The following is a 14,744-nucleotide window of genomic DNA, read 5'->3' on the forward strand; positions in this document are numbered from 1 at the left end:
TGACTTCGTTTCTCAGGAATTGAGAGCGGCGGAAGACCCGGAATTTGAAACCTTCTACACTAAAAATATTCTGCTTAACGAAGGTCTGAGAGCTTGGATGGCTCCCCAAGACCAACCCCACGAAAACTTTATCTTCCCTGAGGAGGTTCTCCCGCGTGGTAACGCTCTCTAATATCCCTACCGCTACCGGTCGTGACCAAAGTTCCACCGGCTTCGCTTGGTGGTCTGGTAACGCTCGTCTTATCAACCTCTCCGGTAAACTGCTCGGCGCTCACGTCGCCCACGCTGGTTTAATCGTTTTCTGGGCCGGGGCAATGACCCTGTTTGAAACCGCCCACTTTATCCCTGAAAAACCGATGTACGAGCAGGGTTTAATCCTGCTTCCCCACCTAGCTACCCTCGGTTTTGGGGTCGGTCCGGGTGGTGAAGTAGTCGATACCTTCCCCTACTTCGTTGCCGGTGTTCTGCACTTAATTTCTTCGGCTGTACTCGGTTTTGGTGGTATCTACCACGCTATCCGCGGACCGGAAACCCTAGAGGAATACTCTAATTTCTTCGGTTACGACTGGAAAGACAAAAACCAAATGACCAACATCATCGGTTATCACCTGATTCTCTTGGGTTGTGGTGCGCTGTTGTTGGTATTTAAAGCCATGTTCTTTGGCGGTGTCTATGATACCTGGGCTCCCGGTGGCGGTGATGTCCGCGTCATCACTAATCCTACCCTCAACCCCGCAGTTATCTTTGGTTATCTGACCAAAGCTCCCTTCGGTGGCGAAGGCTGGATTATCAGCGTCAACAACATGGAAGATATCATCGGCGGTCACATCTGGATTGGCTTAATCTGTATCGCTGGCGGTATCTGGCACATTCTCACCAAACCTTTTGCTTGGGCGCGTCGCGCTTTCATCTGGTCTGGAGAAGCCTATCTGTCCTACAGTTTGGGCGCTCTTTCCATGATGGGCTTTATCGCCGCCGTTTACGTTTGGTTTAACAACACCGCCTATCCCAGTGAATTCTACGGTCCGACCGGTATGGAAGCTTCCCAAGCTCAAGCTTTCACCTTCTTGGTGCGTGACCAACGCTTAGGTGCTAACGTCGCTTCTGCCCAAGGCCCCACCGGTCTAGGTAAATACCTGATGCGCTCTCCCACTGGCGAAATCATCTTCGGTGGTGAAACCATGCGTTTCTGGGATTTCCGCGGTCCCTGGTTAGAACCCCTCCGCGGTCCTAACGGTTTAGACCTCGACAAAATCAGAAATGACGTACAACCCTGGCAAGTGCGCCGCGCAGCTGAATACATGACCCACGCTCCTTTAGGTTCCTTGAACTCTGTGGGTGGGGTTATCACTGACGTTAACTCCTTTAACTATGTGTCTCCTCGCGCTTGGTTGGCCACCTCTCACTTCACCCTCGCTTTCTTCTTCCTGATTGGACACCTCTGGCACGCTGGACGCGCTCGCGCCGCCGCCGCCGGTTTCGAGAAAGGAATTGACCGCGAGACTGAACCCGCATTGGCAATGCCTGACCTCGACTAATTTCGGTTAGTTCGATGGCAGCGGCTCCCGTCCAGTTGGCGGGAGCCTTTTTGTTGTTAATTTGCATGAGTAGAAAACGGGTTTCTCCGAGAAACCCGTTTTCTGTGCGTTACTCAACGGATTTAGTATCAGACGCGGCTAAAATACTCTCTAAAGCCGATAATAATCGTTGATTTTCTGCCGGTAAACGGACAGCGACCCGAAAATAATTGCTGCCCAATTCGGGGAAACTGAGACAATCGCGGATGAAAATTCGATGATATTTTAATAAAGCTTCCTGTAGGGGTAAACAGGAAGATTGAGATTGTACTAAGAGGAAGTTAGCGGCACTGGTTTGGGGCTGTAATTGCGGAAAATTAGCTAATCCCTGCCATAAATCCTCGCGGGCTGCTGTTAACCAGTCCCAAGTTTGTTGTTGAAAATCCCTATCCTCAATTGCCGCGATAGCGGCAACCACAGCCAAGTTATTCACCGACCAAGGATCGCGCCATCTTTGCCATTGTAACAGGCGATCGGGATGGGCAAGGACGTATCCTAAACGTAAACCGGGGAGACTGTAAAATTTAGTTAGGGAACGCAAAATCACGAGATTAGGATATTCTGGCAACAGAGATATTAAACTCTCCTGTTGTGGCGGGGGTAAAAAATCCATAAAAGCTTCATCCACTACCACCAAACCAAATTGCGATAGATAGGGACGAATGGCCGCCACCGTCCAGAGTTTCCCCGTGGGATTGTGGGGATTATTGAGTAATAAGCCTTGTTTTTCGGGATTAACCGGCTTTAAAGTGGTTAAATCTAGGGAATGTTTGCAGATTTTCCCCCCAAAACTTTTTAAAGCCCGTTCGTAATCGTTAAAAGCGGGTGCTAGTACATAAACACTATCAAATGATGCTAATTCCCGACCGGCCCAGGTTAATAACTCAGCCGCACCATTGCCGGGGAGAATCCAATCTGGCCCGATATCGTGCCATTGGCCGAGGGCAGAACGCAACTGCCAATACGTGGGGTCAGGATAACGAGTCAGACTGGTTAAATGGCTTTTAATAGCGGTTAGGGCGCTTTCTGGCGGACCGAGGGGGTTGATACTGGCAGAAAAATCGAGAATAGAGGAAACCGGACAGCCAGCAATTGCGGCCGCCCAGTCAAGATTACCACCATGTTTAGGTCTAGGCAAAAGACTTACAGCGAACGAAACTCAACAGTAATTATTCCTTATCCGGGGCTACTCTGTCTTTAAACAGTTTACCCGCCGAGAAAGCCGGGACGCGAGTGGCCGGAATCTCCATCTTATCGCCGGTTTTTGGGTTGCGTCCTTCCCTGGCCTGACGTTCCCGGGCCTCGAAGGAACCGAATCCTACTAGGGTTACTTTGTCCCCCTCAGAAACCGCATCGATAATGGTTTCGATGGCGGCAGTGAGAACAGCATCTGCTTGTTTTTTGGTGACAGAGGCTTTGAGAGCGATTTGATCGATTAATTCACCTTTATTCATGCGCTAACTCCTTGTTTTGCGGTTTTTCTGAGTTTAGGGTGGTTGTCAGTAGTTTATGGTTCCCCTGTTGAGGACTCACCAGGATCGAGATCACTAAATAATGCCTCAAATCCTCATTGGCTATATATTCCACTGCATTATTCTAAGCGGGAATTGTCTCGATCGGAATCGCTGAAACCTTTAATTTATCTAGATTTCCCCCCGATTCTCCGCCAGGGGAGAGACAAAAGGGAATAAGCGAGAGATTAACAGCGATATAAGCTAATAAAAAGAGATTAGCTGACCAAATTGCCGATAAATATTCTCTAAAAGCGATAGGCATCCTAACTTCCCAAAAATCGTTCATCGGTTCTCTCCCAGATTTTTAACTAATTTTGCCCCCAAAAACGTTAAAAAAGTTTACCAAAGCAATTTCTGCCCAAAAATTAAGGTTCGGGCCCAGGAGATATTGGCTAAAATTGGAACTTATGATCGTTAAAAATATTCAAAAAAGCAGGATTTAACTGGAAAGTTTGCTATCATTATCTATTCAGCGACAAACTCGCATGGTGATTTACTGCTATCCCCTAGCCGATCTAGGTCAAAGCTTAAGACGTTCTTTTATTGTGACTTTTTTGGCAGTAATCGCCATTCTTGGCGGTGTGATTCCCGAATTTTCTTGGACGACGGAGGTAGTTAGTTTCCGGTCTTCCGCTTATACTCAAGATTTTACGGATGACCAAATCAAAAGTTATGCCAAAGCAGTTTTGTTGATCGAAACCCAAAGAAAACAAGCTTATCAGGCAATTTCGCAAATTTTAGGGAAAAGTCCCCCAGCAATTACCTGTAACCAACGGGAAAGCTTTAATAATCTTCCCGCTAATGCCCAAAGAATTGCCGTCGATTATTGTAATAACTCAAAAAAGATTGTCCAAGATAGTGGTCTAACTGCCGCTCAGTTTAACACCATTACTAACCGGATTAGTAGCGATGATAACTTGAGACGACAGGTGCAAAATGAGATGATTCGTCTGCAGCGGGAAAATAAATAGAAAAAGTTCCTCAGTTTTTCGGGTCAAGTTGGAGTCAGGGCTACAATAAGAATGTTTTTCCCATTGACCACTACCATGTTAACTTTTACCGAGCGCTTACCCCCCCGTCATACCGCTAGTCCACCTCCCCCAGAAACGGTGGTTTTTAGCCTCCTACTTACGGCCGAAGAACGCACCCGCAGCCGTTATCGTCTCGACAGTCCCGAAGGTTTTTCCCTCTGTTTTCGTTTACCCCGCGGCACCATTCTACAGGATCGCGATTTCCTACGGGGAGAAAACGGCGAAATTGTTCAAATTATCGCTAAACCCGAACCAGTTATCACTATTACCGCCTCTTCAACCGATTTACTCCTCAAAGCCGCCTATCACCTCGGTAATCGTCATGTAGCCCTAGAAATTAATCCCGATTATCTGCGTCTGGCCCCCGATTCTGTCCTACAAGCAATGTTAGAAGGTTTGGGATTAACTGTAACTGAAGAAATCGCCCCCTTTAACCCCGAAATCGGCGCTTATCAGCATTATCATGACCTGGAAGAGGCAAAAAAGGGATAGTTAGCTAATCTTGCCCAATGCTCTTTCTGATTTAGAGTAAGCAAAAATCAAACTCGGTTTCGACTTACCTCTTTTCCTACCATAAATTGTAGTTTTTGGGCATTATCTTAACAAAATTTAACTGACAAGAAAACAGTAACTTTTTAACAGCCTCTACGGGATATTTTCTTAATCAAGAGGCTCTCATTCTGCTAGTTTCTAGAATTTTAATCGGCCTCGGTGAATTGATTAATCATCAAAGTAAAAATCGAACTACGAAGAATGAATAACCATGGTACTTTCAGAACTAGCACCAACGGCTGTAACCTCTGTCCTGTCTGATTTATCCACACCCACTGAGGTTAAAAAATCCCCTGCTCAAAACAATGATCTAATCTATTTTTGTGAACTAGATTCTAGTAACAAACTGATCATTGAACCGCAAGAAGTTTATACAACTCTCGACGGACGAATTTATCTTAGTCAAAAATGTTAGGATTTTTCAACTATTATCTATATTTTCCGTCAGCCAATTTTTAAAGTTTCTGATGGCTTCACTTCTCCCCAGTTGTTGACTTTGTTTAACAAATTGATTAATTAATTCAATAATCGGTATCTGAGGAAAATTGGGACTGCTTAAAGACTCAATATATTCTCCTTCTTGTAATAAATTAATCTGTAGGCCACTTTGAGTATAACGCCACAGTTCGGGAACACCTAACTGTCGATAATTATCTAAATAAGTACGGGAAGTAATATCAATTTCTAGGACTAAATCGGGGGGGGGATCACTTTCTAAATTAAGTCTATTTTTGCCAATAACGGCTTGATAGTTTTTAATATAAAAACAGGCATCAGGTTCAACCGCTTGATTCATCCGCTCGTTTTTAAATGTTGTTGATCCTAACGGTTCAAAATCAATATTGAGTGCTTCTAACAAAAACTGAACCATATAACTAATGATTTCTTTATCTTTTTCATGTTCGGGTAAAGGTACCATAATTTCTAATATTCCGTTACTGTAGGATAACCGAGAAGCACGACTTTCTCCTAATTCTGATAATATTGTCTCAAATTTTTGCCAGTTAAGCTCTTTTAAAAGTAACTGTTGACCGGGATTGACGATAATTTGTTCTAAGGCTAATTGCATGGCTTTAGCTGAAAATGTTGATTTCTTAGTTTAATTATACCCTTACTCATAGGATTTCAACAAAAATTAGGTTCTTCCGAACTTACCATGTAAAATTAACTAGCAAAATGCCAATTTAATAAACATCTAATACTAAAGTTTTTAAAGTTTCTAAATCCATAGCCTCTCCTTTTAATCACCTTCAGTTTATTGTTAATTCCTTCCACTATTCCCTGGGTTGTTCGGTTATCAAAATAGGCAGTTATTTCGTCAATCTACCGCCGAATTGTCTGGCAGCTTTTAGGAAAGTAAGCCATCGCCTTTTTTATCCAATCGCTCAAGGCAAATAATCCCTCATTCCCCTCCGTATTTTTCTCAAATACTTCTCTAAATTCCTCTTTTAATTTGTGTATTTCCCCAAGTTTTGGAGACACTTTATATACTTCTTCCAATTTTTTCTTTTCTTTCTCTACTAAGTCTCCTTCATTCTTTAACAAGGCATATTTGCTCTTGGCTATTCCTGCTAAGATATTTTCTTTATTTTTCTTATTTTTATCTTGGCTGCCTCTCTTTTTACCTCCTTTCTGGCTTCATCTAGCTCGTTATTTACTTGTTTCATTACATGGAATCTATCTCCTACTATTGGAGCTTGAGGCATTAGTTTTTCTGCCACATTTTTATACCCTATCCACAGGTCTATACTTACTTCCTCTATTTGGCTCAAAACCTCTTCTACCAAGTGTTTCAGATATTCTGTTAATGCTTCTTCTATTCTTTTTTCCACTAAGCCTACAATTTTCCCTGGGTCTATATTTACTAACACAGCATAGTAATTTCTTTTTCCCTTTATCATGGCTATTTAATCTATTCCTGGTTTTTTTAGAACCTGAGGTTTTGCGGTTATTAAGTCTTCTCCTAAGTCTTTGAGCATCGTTTCTATTTCTCGTTCGCTTACTCCATTTCTTTCTGCCGTATTTTTGAGATCACTATTCAGGAATTCGGTCACTATTTTTTTCTAAATCTGTCTATGTAGGTTCTTTTCTTCGGCAAATAATTTAGTTCTTCTGTGAATTTTTTCCCACATTTCTCCCATCTCATCTGACGACGATTGATTCTCAGATATAATGCCTGTTCTCCAAAGGGTAAATCTCGGATTGTTAATTCATTGTTTTAATGAACTTTTTCCGTTTTACTTCCACAATGAATGCACTGGCTTTCTCTTGACATATTTTCTAAATGTAAAACAATTGCCATATCGGTAATAATTTGATAATTGGTAACTACAACTTCTTCTAGGTGAAGTAGCTCGGTCATTAACTTTAATTGTGGATTTGATGGCATAAGTATAGCTTGTGTCTAAAATTTCTGGTCTTGGCTGTCTATATTTTAACCAATAAATTGCTGTATTGCAAGCATAGTGAACTTTTAAAGATAAATTATTATTTTATTGGTTAGCAATAATTGTCTGTTTTTTATTTAATTTTACATGACAAGTTCTGAAGAGCCTTTGATTTATTCAGCCAACCTTAGTTAAAAAAGAAAGGAGTAGGTTGCCATATCTAGTCCCTTGAGAACGGAATTCGGTATCGGTCAAAGTTTCTAGAAAAGCCCTAGGGATAGCTTGAGTATTTATACTTATTGCAATCTAGGTATGCTTCCCCTAAGATATAGTTGATCGGTAATCGTGCCGAACTAATTACCGAAAATTTGGGTTGAAAACCCTTGGAATGATGTTTTTATTGTATTCAGGAAGTTAAAAAAATGAAGACCAAATCGATCATAAGCTTACTATCCCTTAGCATTATGGGAATGTCAATCTATGCAGGTCAAGCTAATAGCAGTGATTATCGAGCTTTGACCCCGGAAGAGAAATCACGGTTGACTGATGCTTTGCTAAAACAGGGTTGTAGGAATCCTAAAGCGATGAAATTTGATGTTGAGACTAACCTATTTGAAGCAGAAGATGCTGTGTGTGAGGGAGGAAGAAAGTATGATATTTACCTTGATAGAAACTTTAGGATTGTTTCAATGAAACCAGACTAAAAGAGCAAATCCCTGAGAAACTTTTACTGATCGCCGCGAAGATTACCAATCAGGTATAACAAAGCCATTCTGACAGCGACACCACTGGTAACTTGTTGGGAAATCAGACTAAAATCGGGATCGTCCATTAAATCGGAACTAATTTCCACTCCCCGATTCACAGGACCGGGATGAAGTACCTTCACCCCCGGTTGACAGGATTGCAAACGAGGACGAGTAATGCCAAAACTTTGATGATATTCCCGTAAACTGGGCAAAAGATTGGCAGTCATTCGTTCTTTTTGCAGTCGCAGGGTCATGACAAAATCGGCCTTTTCTAAAGCTGGTTCTAAATCCCAGTGGAGAAATATGCGATCGCACAATTCCCCAAAATATTTCGGCAGTAGGGTGGGGGGTGCGGACAAATGTACTTCCGCCCCAGCCGTGGTTAAACTCCAGATATTGGAACGAGCGACACGAGAATGGAGTATATCCCCAACAATAGCGATTTTTTTACCCTCTAACAGTTCTAAACGGGGATTTTCTTCATCTAACAGACAACAGATCGTAAACAGGTCTAAAAGTCCCTGGGAGGGGTGTTCGTGTTGACCGTCCCCAGCATTAAGAATACTGACCCCCGACTGCAAACGATCCATTTCTGCGGCAATTAAATCGGGAACTCCCGACTGTTGATGTCGAATGACAAAGATATCCGTACCCATGGCCACATAGGTTAAAGCGGTATCGAGAATCGTTTCACCCTTAGTCAAACTGGAACTACCCGGGGCAAAATTAAGAACATCGGCCGAAAGACGTTTCGCCGCTAGTTCAAAACTACTACGGGTGCGGGTGGAAGGTTCAAAAAAAAGATTTGTCACCACTTGTCCCTGTAGGGCCGGCACTTTCTTGGTACGTCGGGAAAGAACTTCACGAAAACTAGAGGCCGTTTGTAGCAGGGTTTGGTATTCTTCCGGTTGCCAGTCTTCTAATCCCAAAATATGGTGTCGGATCCAAGTGAAAGCCATAGGAGTTAAGGAGGCGGTAAAAACGGCAAATTTCGTCTATGCTATTGTAGGATTTCTTTGCATCAGGTTAATAAATAGGGTTTATGAGAATTAATTTTTCCTTGTGTCAGATCACTCTTGCGATCGCTTTATTTCTCAATCCCTTGCCGGCGATCGTTGCCCAGACTGCCACCTCTGGGGAAATGGTATCACCGACCACGGGCATTAATTACACTCGCCTGAAAAATTTCCTCGCTCAACAAAATTGGCGACAAGCTAACGATGAAACCCGGAATTTAATGCTGAAAGCGACCGGACGGGAATTACAGGGCTGGTTTACCATGGAAGACCTGCAAAAATTGGCCTGTTGGGATCTGCAAAAGATGGATCAACTCTGGAAAGAAGCTTCTGGGGGACGTTTTAGTTTCAGTACCCAATTTCGCATTTTTATTGAGACAGGTAATCGACCGGGGCGCTTAGTGGCGATCGAAAATTTTCAAACTTTTGGCGATCGCATCGGTTGGCGTAAAGATGGTGATTGGATTATTTTTAAAGAAAATCTTAACTATACCCTCAATGCACCCGTTGGTCATCTACCGGCGCCTCGGGACGAATATCAGATCGCCGGTGGTCGCCTAGAATACACTACCCTCGCCCAAAGATTAGTCACCTGTAATATTGTTAGCTTAGGGCAAAGCAAACAATAGACCTCTTGTAAAAATCAAAAATTGTTGTTAGGGTTAGGAGTCAGTAGTCAGTAGTCAGTAGTCAGGAGAATTAAGAATGAATAATAATCAATTAAATGGTCTATTTACGGATTTTATGCCATTTAATCCTTATTTTTGCCGTTTTTGAACCCTCAAAAATTAATTATGCCAGAAGTTTAATAATCACGCTGATCAATTCTGTAGAGTAAAATTTAAGGAAAAGCTTCTCTCCTCATCTTCCTTTTCCGATTTACTAGCACTTTTTCCGCTAAAAAACCCTAAATTTAACAATGATTAAACGATCCGTTAACGTATCGAGAGCGATCGGTTCGTCGATCGCCGTTTCCCTAATTGTCGCCGGTTGCGCCCCCCAGGGCCCCCAGGCCACCGGACCGGCGGCTGTTCCCGTCAAACTGCAAACCCTCGGCACCGACAAATTAGTGCAAAGTAGCGAATTTGTCGGTACTTTGCTCGCCCAACAGCGTGTTAGCGTCTCCCCTCAGATTACTGGTCGGATTCGGTATATTTTCGTTAAATCTGGCGATCAGGTAACTCAGGGACAAAAAATCGCCGAATTGGATCCCGAACAACAACAGCAACAGGTAAACGCCAGTATCGGCCAGGTAAATTCGGCCAAAGCAAACCTCAATGGGTCTGAGGCAGATTTAAGGCAAAGACAAGCGCAAGCGGCGGCAAATAAAGCCCAAATTGCCCAGAATCGGGCAAATGTGGCCAATGCCGAAGCCAATGTTAAAAGTCAGATCGCCACGTTGAGCGCCGCCGAAGCCGATTTACAGAGAGCGAGAGCTAATTTAGATTTAGCGGAAAAAGACCTAAAAAGAGCCGAATTTCTGGTCAAACAAGGCGCACAGCCCCAACAGGACTTAGATAATCGCCGGCGCGACATTCAGGCCACCAGGGCAGAAGTAGAGGCCCAGTCTAAAAATCGTGATGCGGCCCGTCAACAGGTGACGGCGGCTAGAGCTACCCTACAGGCAAACAAAGAAGCATTAAATATCGCCATTCAAAACGAATTAGCGTCACAGCAACAGGTGGCGGCGGCAGCGGCAACAGTGAACAGTCGTCAAGCGGCAGTAGCCAGCGCTGAGGGGCAATTAGGGGCGACGCGTCAGAATTTAGTTTTTAACACCATTACCGCCCCGATTGATGGTTTTGTCGGCGATTTTAATCAAAGAAAAGTCGGCGATATTATCTCCCTGGGTGAAGAATTAACCTCGTTGACTAATAACAAAACTTTGGAACTAAATGTGCAGATTCCCGTGGAATTACAACCGCGTCTGCGTGTCGGGTTGCCCGTGGAAATCATTAATCCCGATGGCAGTGCCGGGGTTCGCGGTCAAGTAACTTTTATTTCTCCCACCGTTTCCCAAGCTACCCAATCGGTTTTAGTGAAATTTGCCTTTACTAATGATGGCAGTCTTCGCAATAACCAATATGTGCGGGCGCGGGTAATTTGGGATCAAAAACCGGGGGTATTAATTCCCACCACGGCAGTGACTAGCATCGGGGCGCAGAATTTTGTTTTTGTGGCCGAAAAAGAAAAGGCTAAAGAAGGTCAAGAAAATGCCAAGGAGCGTTTAATTGTCAGACAAAAACCAATTCAAGTCGGCACGATTCAAGGGCAAGCTTATCAGGTTATTTCTGGAGTAAATGCTGGGGAAAGAATTGCTATTAATAATATTCTTTCTCTCCGAGATGGTACAGCTATAACTGTTAGTCAGCAGTAATTTTTATGAGTAATTCGATTACCGTTCGTCCCCTGTCAGCGCAACTAATTACTGCCGAGAGTTTCCGTCCCTACGGTCAATTAATAACCCCTAGTCATGATGGAAAACCGTTTGATGAAAGCGATGCACAACTGCATTTAAAAAACGGTGTGCCACGCTTTTATATTATGCGTTTACAGACTCGCGGACGTAAATTTAAGCGAATTACTCGTCATAGTCAATGTACCCAATGTCTTGGTTCTTTGGGGGGACAAGAGTGGTTTTTAGGAGTGGCCCCCCCTAGTCCTCATCCTCAACCGGATTTAGAAAAATTAAAGGTTTTTCGCATCCCCGGGGACTGTTTTATTAAATTAGAGGTGGGAACTTGGCACGCTGGCCCACTTTTTGATCAACCGACAATTGATTTTTATAATCTCGAATTGAGCGATACCAATATTATCGATCATTTTACCTATAATTTTGCCCAAGAGCAGTCAATAGAATTTGAGATTGTTGATTGAAACAATTAATTTTTTTACCTAGGGCTTGCTGAATATCGGTGAAAGCTGACAGGGGTAAAATGTGAGTTCGATGCAGTTTAAAAAAGGCATAAGTTAGAGCAGGTAAGCTTTTTGCCTCTAAATGCAGAGAAGGCTTAATAGGATTATAAGTGTAAGCAATGAGACCCCCTAAAATGTTAACTAGAAAATTCCAGATACTACTTTGAATTGGCAATATTTGTCGATTAAGTCTGAAAACGATGACATTAGTTACGAAAAACTGATTACTTTACAAAGCTCAATTACGAGTAGTTTAGAAACACAAATCCCTGTAGAGGTTGAACAATTTACTCACTAATTGACTGTTTATTCAGCCATATCCTTTTTTTGTGTACTTTTGTGACAGCTTTGGCGTAAATCACAGGTCTTCTGGCGAATAGATAATATACTCCCCCGAAATTAAAATGCAGAACTTATTGGGCCAGATCAGGCGAAATCTCAGAAAACCCCTAATTTTTGGATTATGTGGTGCGGGAGGATGTCTGGTAGCGGCGATCGCGCTAGGAGAGGTTTTTCTCACGGTGACTGAACGTCCGCCAATTGTCGAACAGAATCCTCAATCTGTCGTAATGTTGATTGATACCTCTGGCAGCATGAACGATGACAATAAATTACAAGAGGCGAAAAATGCCGCAAAAGCCTTTATCGAGCGACAGGATCGGTCGTTTAATCGCTTTGCGGTGGTTGGTTTCGGCAGTCAGGTTCAAATTGGCACAGGACTAACTTCAGATTTAGCCACCCTCAATCAAGCCATTGACAATTTATCTGATGGTGGGGGGACAAGAATGGATTTAGGACTGGCAACGGCGATTGAGCAACTAGAGTCTAGCAGCTCTGATCGTCATATCTTGCTGTTTACAGATGGACAACCCGCCCCGGCTCCTTCTCCAGAACAAATTGATATTATGATTGTTCTCGACGTTACTAGCAGTATGAATGAGGAGATCGCCGGAGTACAACAAGGCATCCAAAACTTTGCCCAAGAACTCAAAAAACGGAAACTTGATGCTCAAATAGGCCTAATCGCTTTTGGCGATCGCTTATTTGGCGAAGAGCCGCAAATTCTCAACTTTGATGGTTCTGTATTCACCCCTGATAGCGATCGCTTTAGTGAGCAAATCGGCAGCATTCAACGGGTTAACGGCAATGATCCGCCAGAAAGTAGCTTAGATGCTTTGGCATTAGCTGCCCGTCAGCCTTTCCGTTCCCATGCAACCAAAGTCATACTGCTGATTACTGATGCTCCTCCTTTAATACCCGATCGAGAAATGCCTTCTTTAGAAGCAACCACTAATGTTTTAAAGGAAAATCAAATTGCTCAACTGCACTTAGTCATTCAACCTGATGATCGCGCTACTTTTGAACAACTGCAACTCCCCGCACCTGGAGAAACCTTCTTACTCGGTGAAACCGCCGCAGGACGACAAGGATTTGAAAGTGTACTCCCCACCATCGGTAAAGCCATCGCCGAAACAACCCTGAAAGAAGAAGATCGCCAACCGATTGTAGAGGCGACCCTAAACATCGGTCAAACGGCTCTGAGCCAAAAAATCAATATTATTGCCGTCGGAACGGGAGATGCCGATCAAAACTTTTTGACTCAACTGACGGGAGAAGATAAAAAAGTCTTCTATGCTAATTCCGGAGAATTTGACCAAGCCTTTCAATCTGCGGCAAAACTCATCTATGATTCGCAGCTGATCGGAGAACAAAAGCAAAATCAAGGAATTTTATACACTTTACTCAGCCAATCTCTTCCTAAAAATCAACTGCAAACCCCTCAATTTAGATTTATCTATGATGCCTTGCGGACAGGTGGCTGGACGGCTATCCTGTCTGTGGGTGCTTCTTTAGCGTTAATTGTCGGGCAGAACCTCTATCAACGTCGTCGTCGCCTTCTTTCCCTAGGTGAGACAAGCATCGGTACGGTGGGGGGAATCGTTGCCGGATTGGTTGCTGGTAGCTCAGGACTCCTTGTCTCTCGTTTTCTCATTCAAAGCATTCCCACCCTTGCCCCAGGGGGGCCACTTCTGGGTTGGACGATTTTAGGGACAATGCTTGGCGGCGGCATGGCTCGTTTTGTCCCCAATCTGAAAATCGGCAGGGCGGTATTGGGCGGGTTTCTCGGTGGCGCGATGGGAGGAATGGGTTTTGTTTTGCTGACTGGAGCGAGTAATGAGATCGCCGGACGTTTAGCAGGTTCAGCGATTTTGGGTTTTTGTATTGGCATGATGATCGCTCTTTTGGAACTGCTGACTCGACAAGCTAAACTGATCGTGCATTGGAGTCCTACGGAACAACGAGAATTTTTATTAGGCTCTCGCCCGATCATTTTGGGCAGTTCCTCGGAAGCTAATATTTACTTACCCAAAAAACAGGGTTATGCCCCGATCACGGCTCAGGTTTTTCAAAAAGGGGAAAACATTATCATGCAGTATAACTCGTCCTATGGACAAGCCAAGGGGATGAAAAAACTAGAGCATCAATTAAAGGATGGTGATCGCCGGAAATTTGGACAGATTACGATAGAGGTAAAAACATCGCCCGAACCGTCCAATCGAATAATATCAACTCATTAATCTTATTTTGGTTGCCCAAATGGTAGTCTATAAATTCTTTCTTAACCTGAAAAATTCGCCAGAAAGATATGATTATCCTCTAGATCTAACCGCCGATCAGGAAAATAATCCTGAAACTATCTTCACCAAGGAAATTCGCCAAGCAATCCGAAAACATTTTCAAGCAAGAAGCTCATGCTCTGTCAACGATCACCGTCTCAATCAAATTATCGCCGCTTGGGTCGAAGATATCCGAGAAGGCTATCGAGAAACTGTCCTGACCCTAGATTTACCCCTACTGAGCGAGTCGAACCTTGAAAACATCCAAGATGAAGGAAATCAAGAGTTACCCCCTCTTTTTGCCCCCGATTTAGGGGCTATAGAACCCATGGAGGGAATGTTTCCCCCTTTAGAAGACATTTTCAACAGTTAACCTATTCTCTG

At 43.5% G+C, this 14,744-nt stretch carries 16 protein-coding genes and 1 pseudogene; 11 read left to right on the forward strand and 6 right to left on the reverse strand.

The features are described from left to right. Positions 1-172: photosystem II protein D2 (locus IM515_RS21540; RefSeq protein WP_271931852.1), on the forward strand; the 172-nt coding region annotated here is incomplete at its 5' end. Next, a complete protein-coding gene (psbC, locus tag IM515_RS21545) occupies positions 156-1,538 on the forward strand; it encodes a photosystem II reaction center protein CP43 (RefSeq protein WP_002768963.1) in 1,383 nt (460 codons plus the stop codon). The genes IM515_RS21540 and psbC, both read left to right, overlap by 17 nt. Before the next feature lie 109 nt (positions 1,539-1,647). Here the strand turns inward: psbC and cobD are convergent, their stop codons facing one another. From cobD to IM515_RS21560, 3 genes are all read right to left on the reverse strand, one after another. Beyond that, complete coding sequence (cobD, locus tag IM515_RS21550; RefSeq protein WP_287629309.1) at positions 1,648-2,715, reverse strand: threonine-phosphate decarboxylase CobD; 1,068 nt, start codon at positions 2,713-2,715, stop codon at positions 1,648-1,650. A 31-nt stretch (positions 2,716-2,746) separates the two neighbouring features. Next, positions 2,747-3,031: a non-specific DNA-binding protein Hbs gene (gene hbs, locus IM515_RS21555; RefSeq protein ID WP_002739253.1), complete on the reverse strand. Its 285-nt coding sequence runs from the start codon at positions 3,029-3,031 to the stop codon at positions 2,747-2,749. A 142-nt stretch (positions 3,032-3,173) separates the two neighbouring features. After that, complete coding sequence (locus tag IM515_RS21560) at positions 3,174-3,377, reverse strand: hypothetical protein (RefSeq protein WP_002768959.1); 204 nt, start codon at positions 3,375-3,377, stop codon at positions 3,174-3,176. 199 nt (positions 3,378-3,576) lie between these two features. Between IM515_RS21560 and IM515_RS21565 the strand changes: the two genes are divergently transcribed. The 3 genes from IM515_RS21565 to IM515_RS21575 all read left to right on the forward strand — a co-directional run bounded on the left by IM515_RS21565 (position 3,577) and on the right by IM515_RS21575 (position 5,089). Further along, complete coding sequence (locus IM515_RS21565) at positions 3,577-4,062, forward strand: DUF4168 domain-containing protein (protein ID WP_287629310.1); 486 nt, start codon at positions 3,577-3,579, stop codon at positions 4,060-4,062. A gap of 75 nt (positions 4,063-4,137) precedes the next feature. Then, positions 4,138-4,614, forward strand: a complete 477-nt coding sequence (ureE, locus tag IM515_RS21570) for an urease accessory protein UreE (RefSeq protein ID WP_272080509.1) — start codon at positions 4,138-4,140, stop codon at positions 4,612-4,614. 271 nt (positions 4,615-4,885) lie between these two features. Continuing rightward, positions 4,886-5,089, forward strand: coding sequence for a hypothetical protein (locus IM515_RS21575; protein ID WP_287629307.1), 204 nt, complete (start codon positions 4,886-4,888; stop codon positions 5,087-5,089). Positions 5,090-5,095: 6 nt separating this feature from the next. On the opposite strand, the gene IM515_RS21580 is transcribed toward IM515_RS21575, so the two are convergent. Beyond that, on the reverse strand, positions 5,096-5,743 hold the full coding sequence (locus IM515_RS21580; RefSeq protein ID WP_185240783.1) for a Uma2 family endonuclease: 648 nt from the start codon (positions 5,741-5,743) through the stop codon (positions 5,096-5,098). Positions 5,744-5,838: 95 nt separating this feature from the next. Beyond that, positions 5,839-7,063: pseudogene (locus IM515_RS26205) on the reverse strand (ISL3 family transposase). 420 nt (positions 7,064-7,483) lie between these two features. Here IM515_RS26205 and IM515_RS21605 point away from each other — a divergent pair. Next, positions 7,484-7,765 carry a hypothetical protein gene (locus tag IM515_RS21605; protein ID WP_002788965.1) on the forward strand — a complete coding sequence of 94 codons (282 nt, stop codon included), beginning with the start codon at positions 7,484-7,486 and terminating at the stop codon, positions 7,763-7,765. A 23-nt stretch (positions 7,766-7,788) separates the two neighbouring features. Here the strand turns inward: IM515_RS21605 and IM515_RS21610 are convergent, their stop codons facing one another. Beyond that, positions 7,789-8,769, reverse strand: a complete 981-nt coding sequence (locus IM515_RS21610) for an aspartate carbamoyltransferase catalytic subunit (RefSeq protein WP_287627245.1) — start codon at positions 8,767-8,769, stop codon at positions 7,789-7,791. A gap of 83 nt (positions 8,770-8,852) precedes the next feature. On the opposite strand from IM515_RS21610, the gene IM515_RS21615 reads away from it, so the two are divergent. From IM515_RS21615 to IM515_RS21635, 5 genes are all read left to right on the forward strand, one after another. After that, positions 8,853-9,455 (forward strand): GUN4 domain-containing protein, encoded by a 603-nt coding sequence (locus tag IM515_RS21615; protein ID WP_002768949.1) that lies wholly within the window; start codon positions 8,853-8,855, stop codon positions 9,453-9,455. Between the two features lie 290 nt (positions 9,456-9,745). Further along, entirely contained in the window at positions 9,746-11,203 is a 1,458-nt protein-coding gene (locus tag IM515_RS21620) for an efflux RND transporter periplasmic adaptor subunit (protein WP_287627246.1), read from the forward strand. 5 nt (positions 11,204-11,208) lie between these two features. Beyond that, positions 11,209-11,703 carry an ureidoglycolate lyase gene (locus IM515_RS21625; RefSeq protein WP_002788969.1) on the forward strand — a complete coding sequence of 165 codons (495 nt, stop codon included), beginning with the start codon at positions 11,209-11,211 and terminating at the stop codon, positions 11,701-11,703. A 443-nt stretch (positions 11,704-12,146) separates the two neighbouring features. Continuing rightward, on the forward strand, positions 12,147-14,321 hold the full coding sequence (locus tag IM515_RS21630; RefSeq protein WP_287627247.1) for a VWA domain-containing protein: 2,175 nt from the start codon (positions 12,147-12,149) through the stop codon (positions 14,319-14,321). A 19-nt stretch (positions 14,322-14,340) separates the two neighbouring features. Beyond that, the gene (locus tag IM515_RS21635) at positions 14,341-14,733 is read left to right on the forward strand and encodes a hypothetical protein (RefSeq protein WP_287627248.1); all 393 of its coding nucleotides are present in this window, start codon (positions 14,341-14,343) and stop codon (positions 14,731-14,733) included. Positions 14,734-14,744: the final 11 nt, after the last annotated feature.

It is taken from the genome of Microcystis sp. M44BS1 (genome assembly GCF_020244875.1).
Taxonomy (GTDB): domain Bacteria; phylum Cyanobacteriota; class Cyanobacteriia; order Cyanobacteriales; family Microcystaceae; genus Microcystis; species Microcystis panniformis.

What these genes read in the sequence shown, in the direction of transcription:
- hbs (WP_002739253.1), bottom strand. Translation starts at nt 3,031, where the DNA reads ATGAATAAAGGTGAATTAATCGATCAAATCGCTCTCAAAGCCTCTGTC.
- IM515_RS21560 (WP_002768959.1), bottom strand. Translation starts at nt 3,377, where the DNA reads ATGAACGATTTTTGGGAAGTTAGGATGCCTATCGCTTTTAGAGAATAT.
- IM515_RS21565 (WP_287629310.1), top strand. Translation starts at nt 3,577, where the DNA reads ATGGTGATTTACTGCTATCCCCTAGCCGATCTAGGTCAAAGCTTAAGA.
- ureE (WP_272080509.1), top strand. Translation starts at nt 4,138, where the DNA reads ATGTTAACTTTTACCGAGCGCTTACCCCCCCGTCATACCGCTAGTCCA.
- IM515_RS21575 (WP_287629307.1), top strand. Translation starts at nt 4,886, where the DNA reads ATGGTACTTTCAGAACTAGCACCAACGGCTGTAACCTCTGTCCTGTCT.
- IM515_RS21580 (WP_185240783.1), bottom strand. Translation starts at nt 5,743, where the DNA reads ATGCAATTAGCCTTAGAACAAATTATCGTCAATCCCGGTCAACAGTTA.
- IM515_RS21605 (WP_002788965.1), top strand. Translation starts at nt 7,484, where the DNA reads ATGAAGACCAAATCGATCATAAGCTTACTATCCCTTAGCATTATGGGA.
- IM515_RS21610 (WP_287627245.1), bottom strand. Translation starts at nt 8,769, where the DNA reads ATGGCTTTCACTTGGATCCGACACCATATTTTGGGATTAGAAGACTGG.
- IM515_RS21615 (WP_002768949.1), top strand. Translation starts at nt 8,853, where the DNA reads ATGAGAATTAATTTTTCCTTGTGTCAGATCACTCTTGCGATCGCTTTA.
- IM515_RS21620 (WP_287627246.1), top strand. Translation starts at nt 9,746, where the DNA reads ATGATTAAACGATCCGTTAACGTATCGAGAGCGATCGGTTCGTCGATC.
- IM515_RS21625 (WP_002788969.1), top strand. Translation starts at nt 11,209, where the DNA reads ATGAGTAATTCGATTACCGTTCGTCCCCTGTCAGCGCAACTAATTACT.
- IM515_RS21630 (WP_287627247.1), top strand. Translation starts at nt 12,147, where the DNA reads ATGCAGAACTTATTGGGCCAGATCAGGCGAAATCTCAGAAAACCCCTA.
- IM515_RS21635 (WP_287627248.1), top strand. Translation starts at nt 14,341, where the DNA reads ATGGTAGTCTATAAATTCTTTCTTAACCTGAAAAATTCGCCAGAAAGA.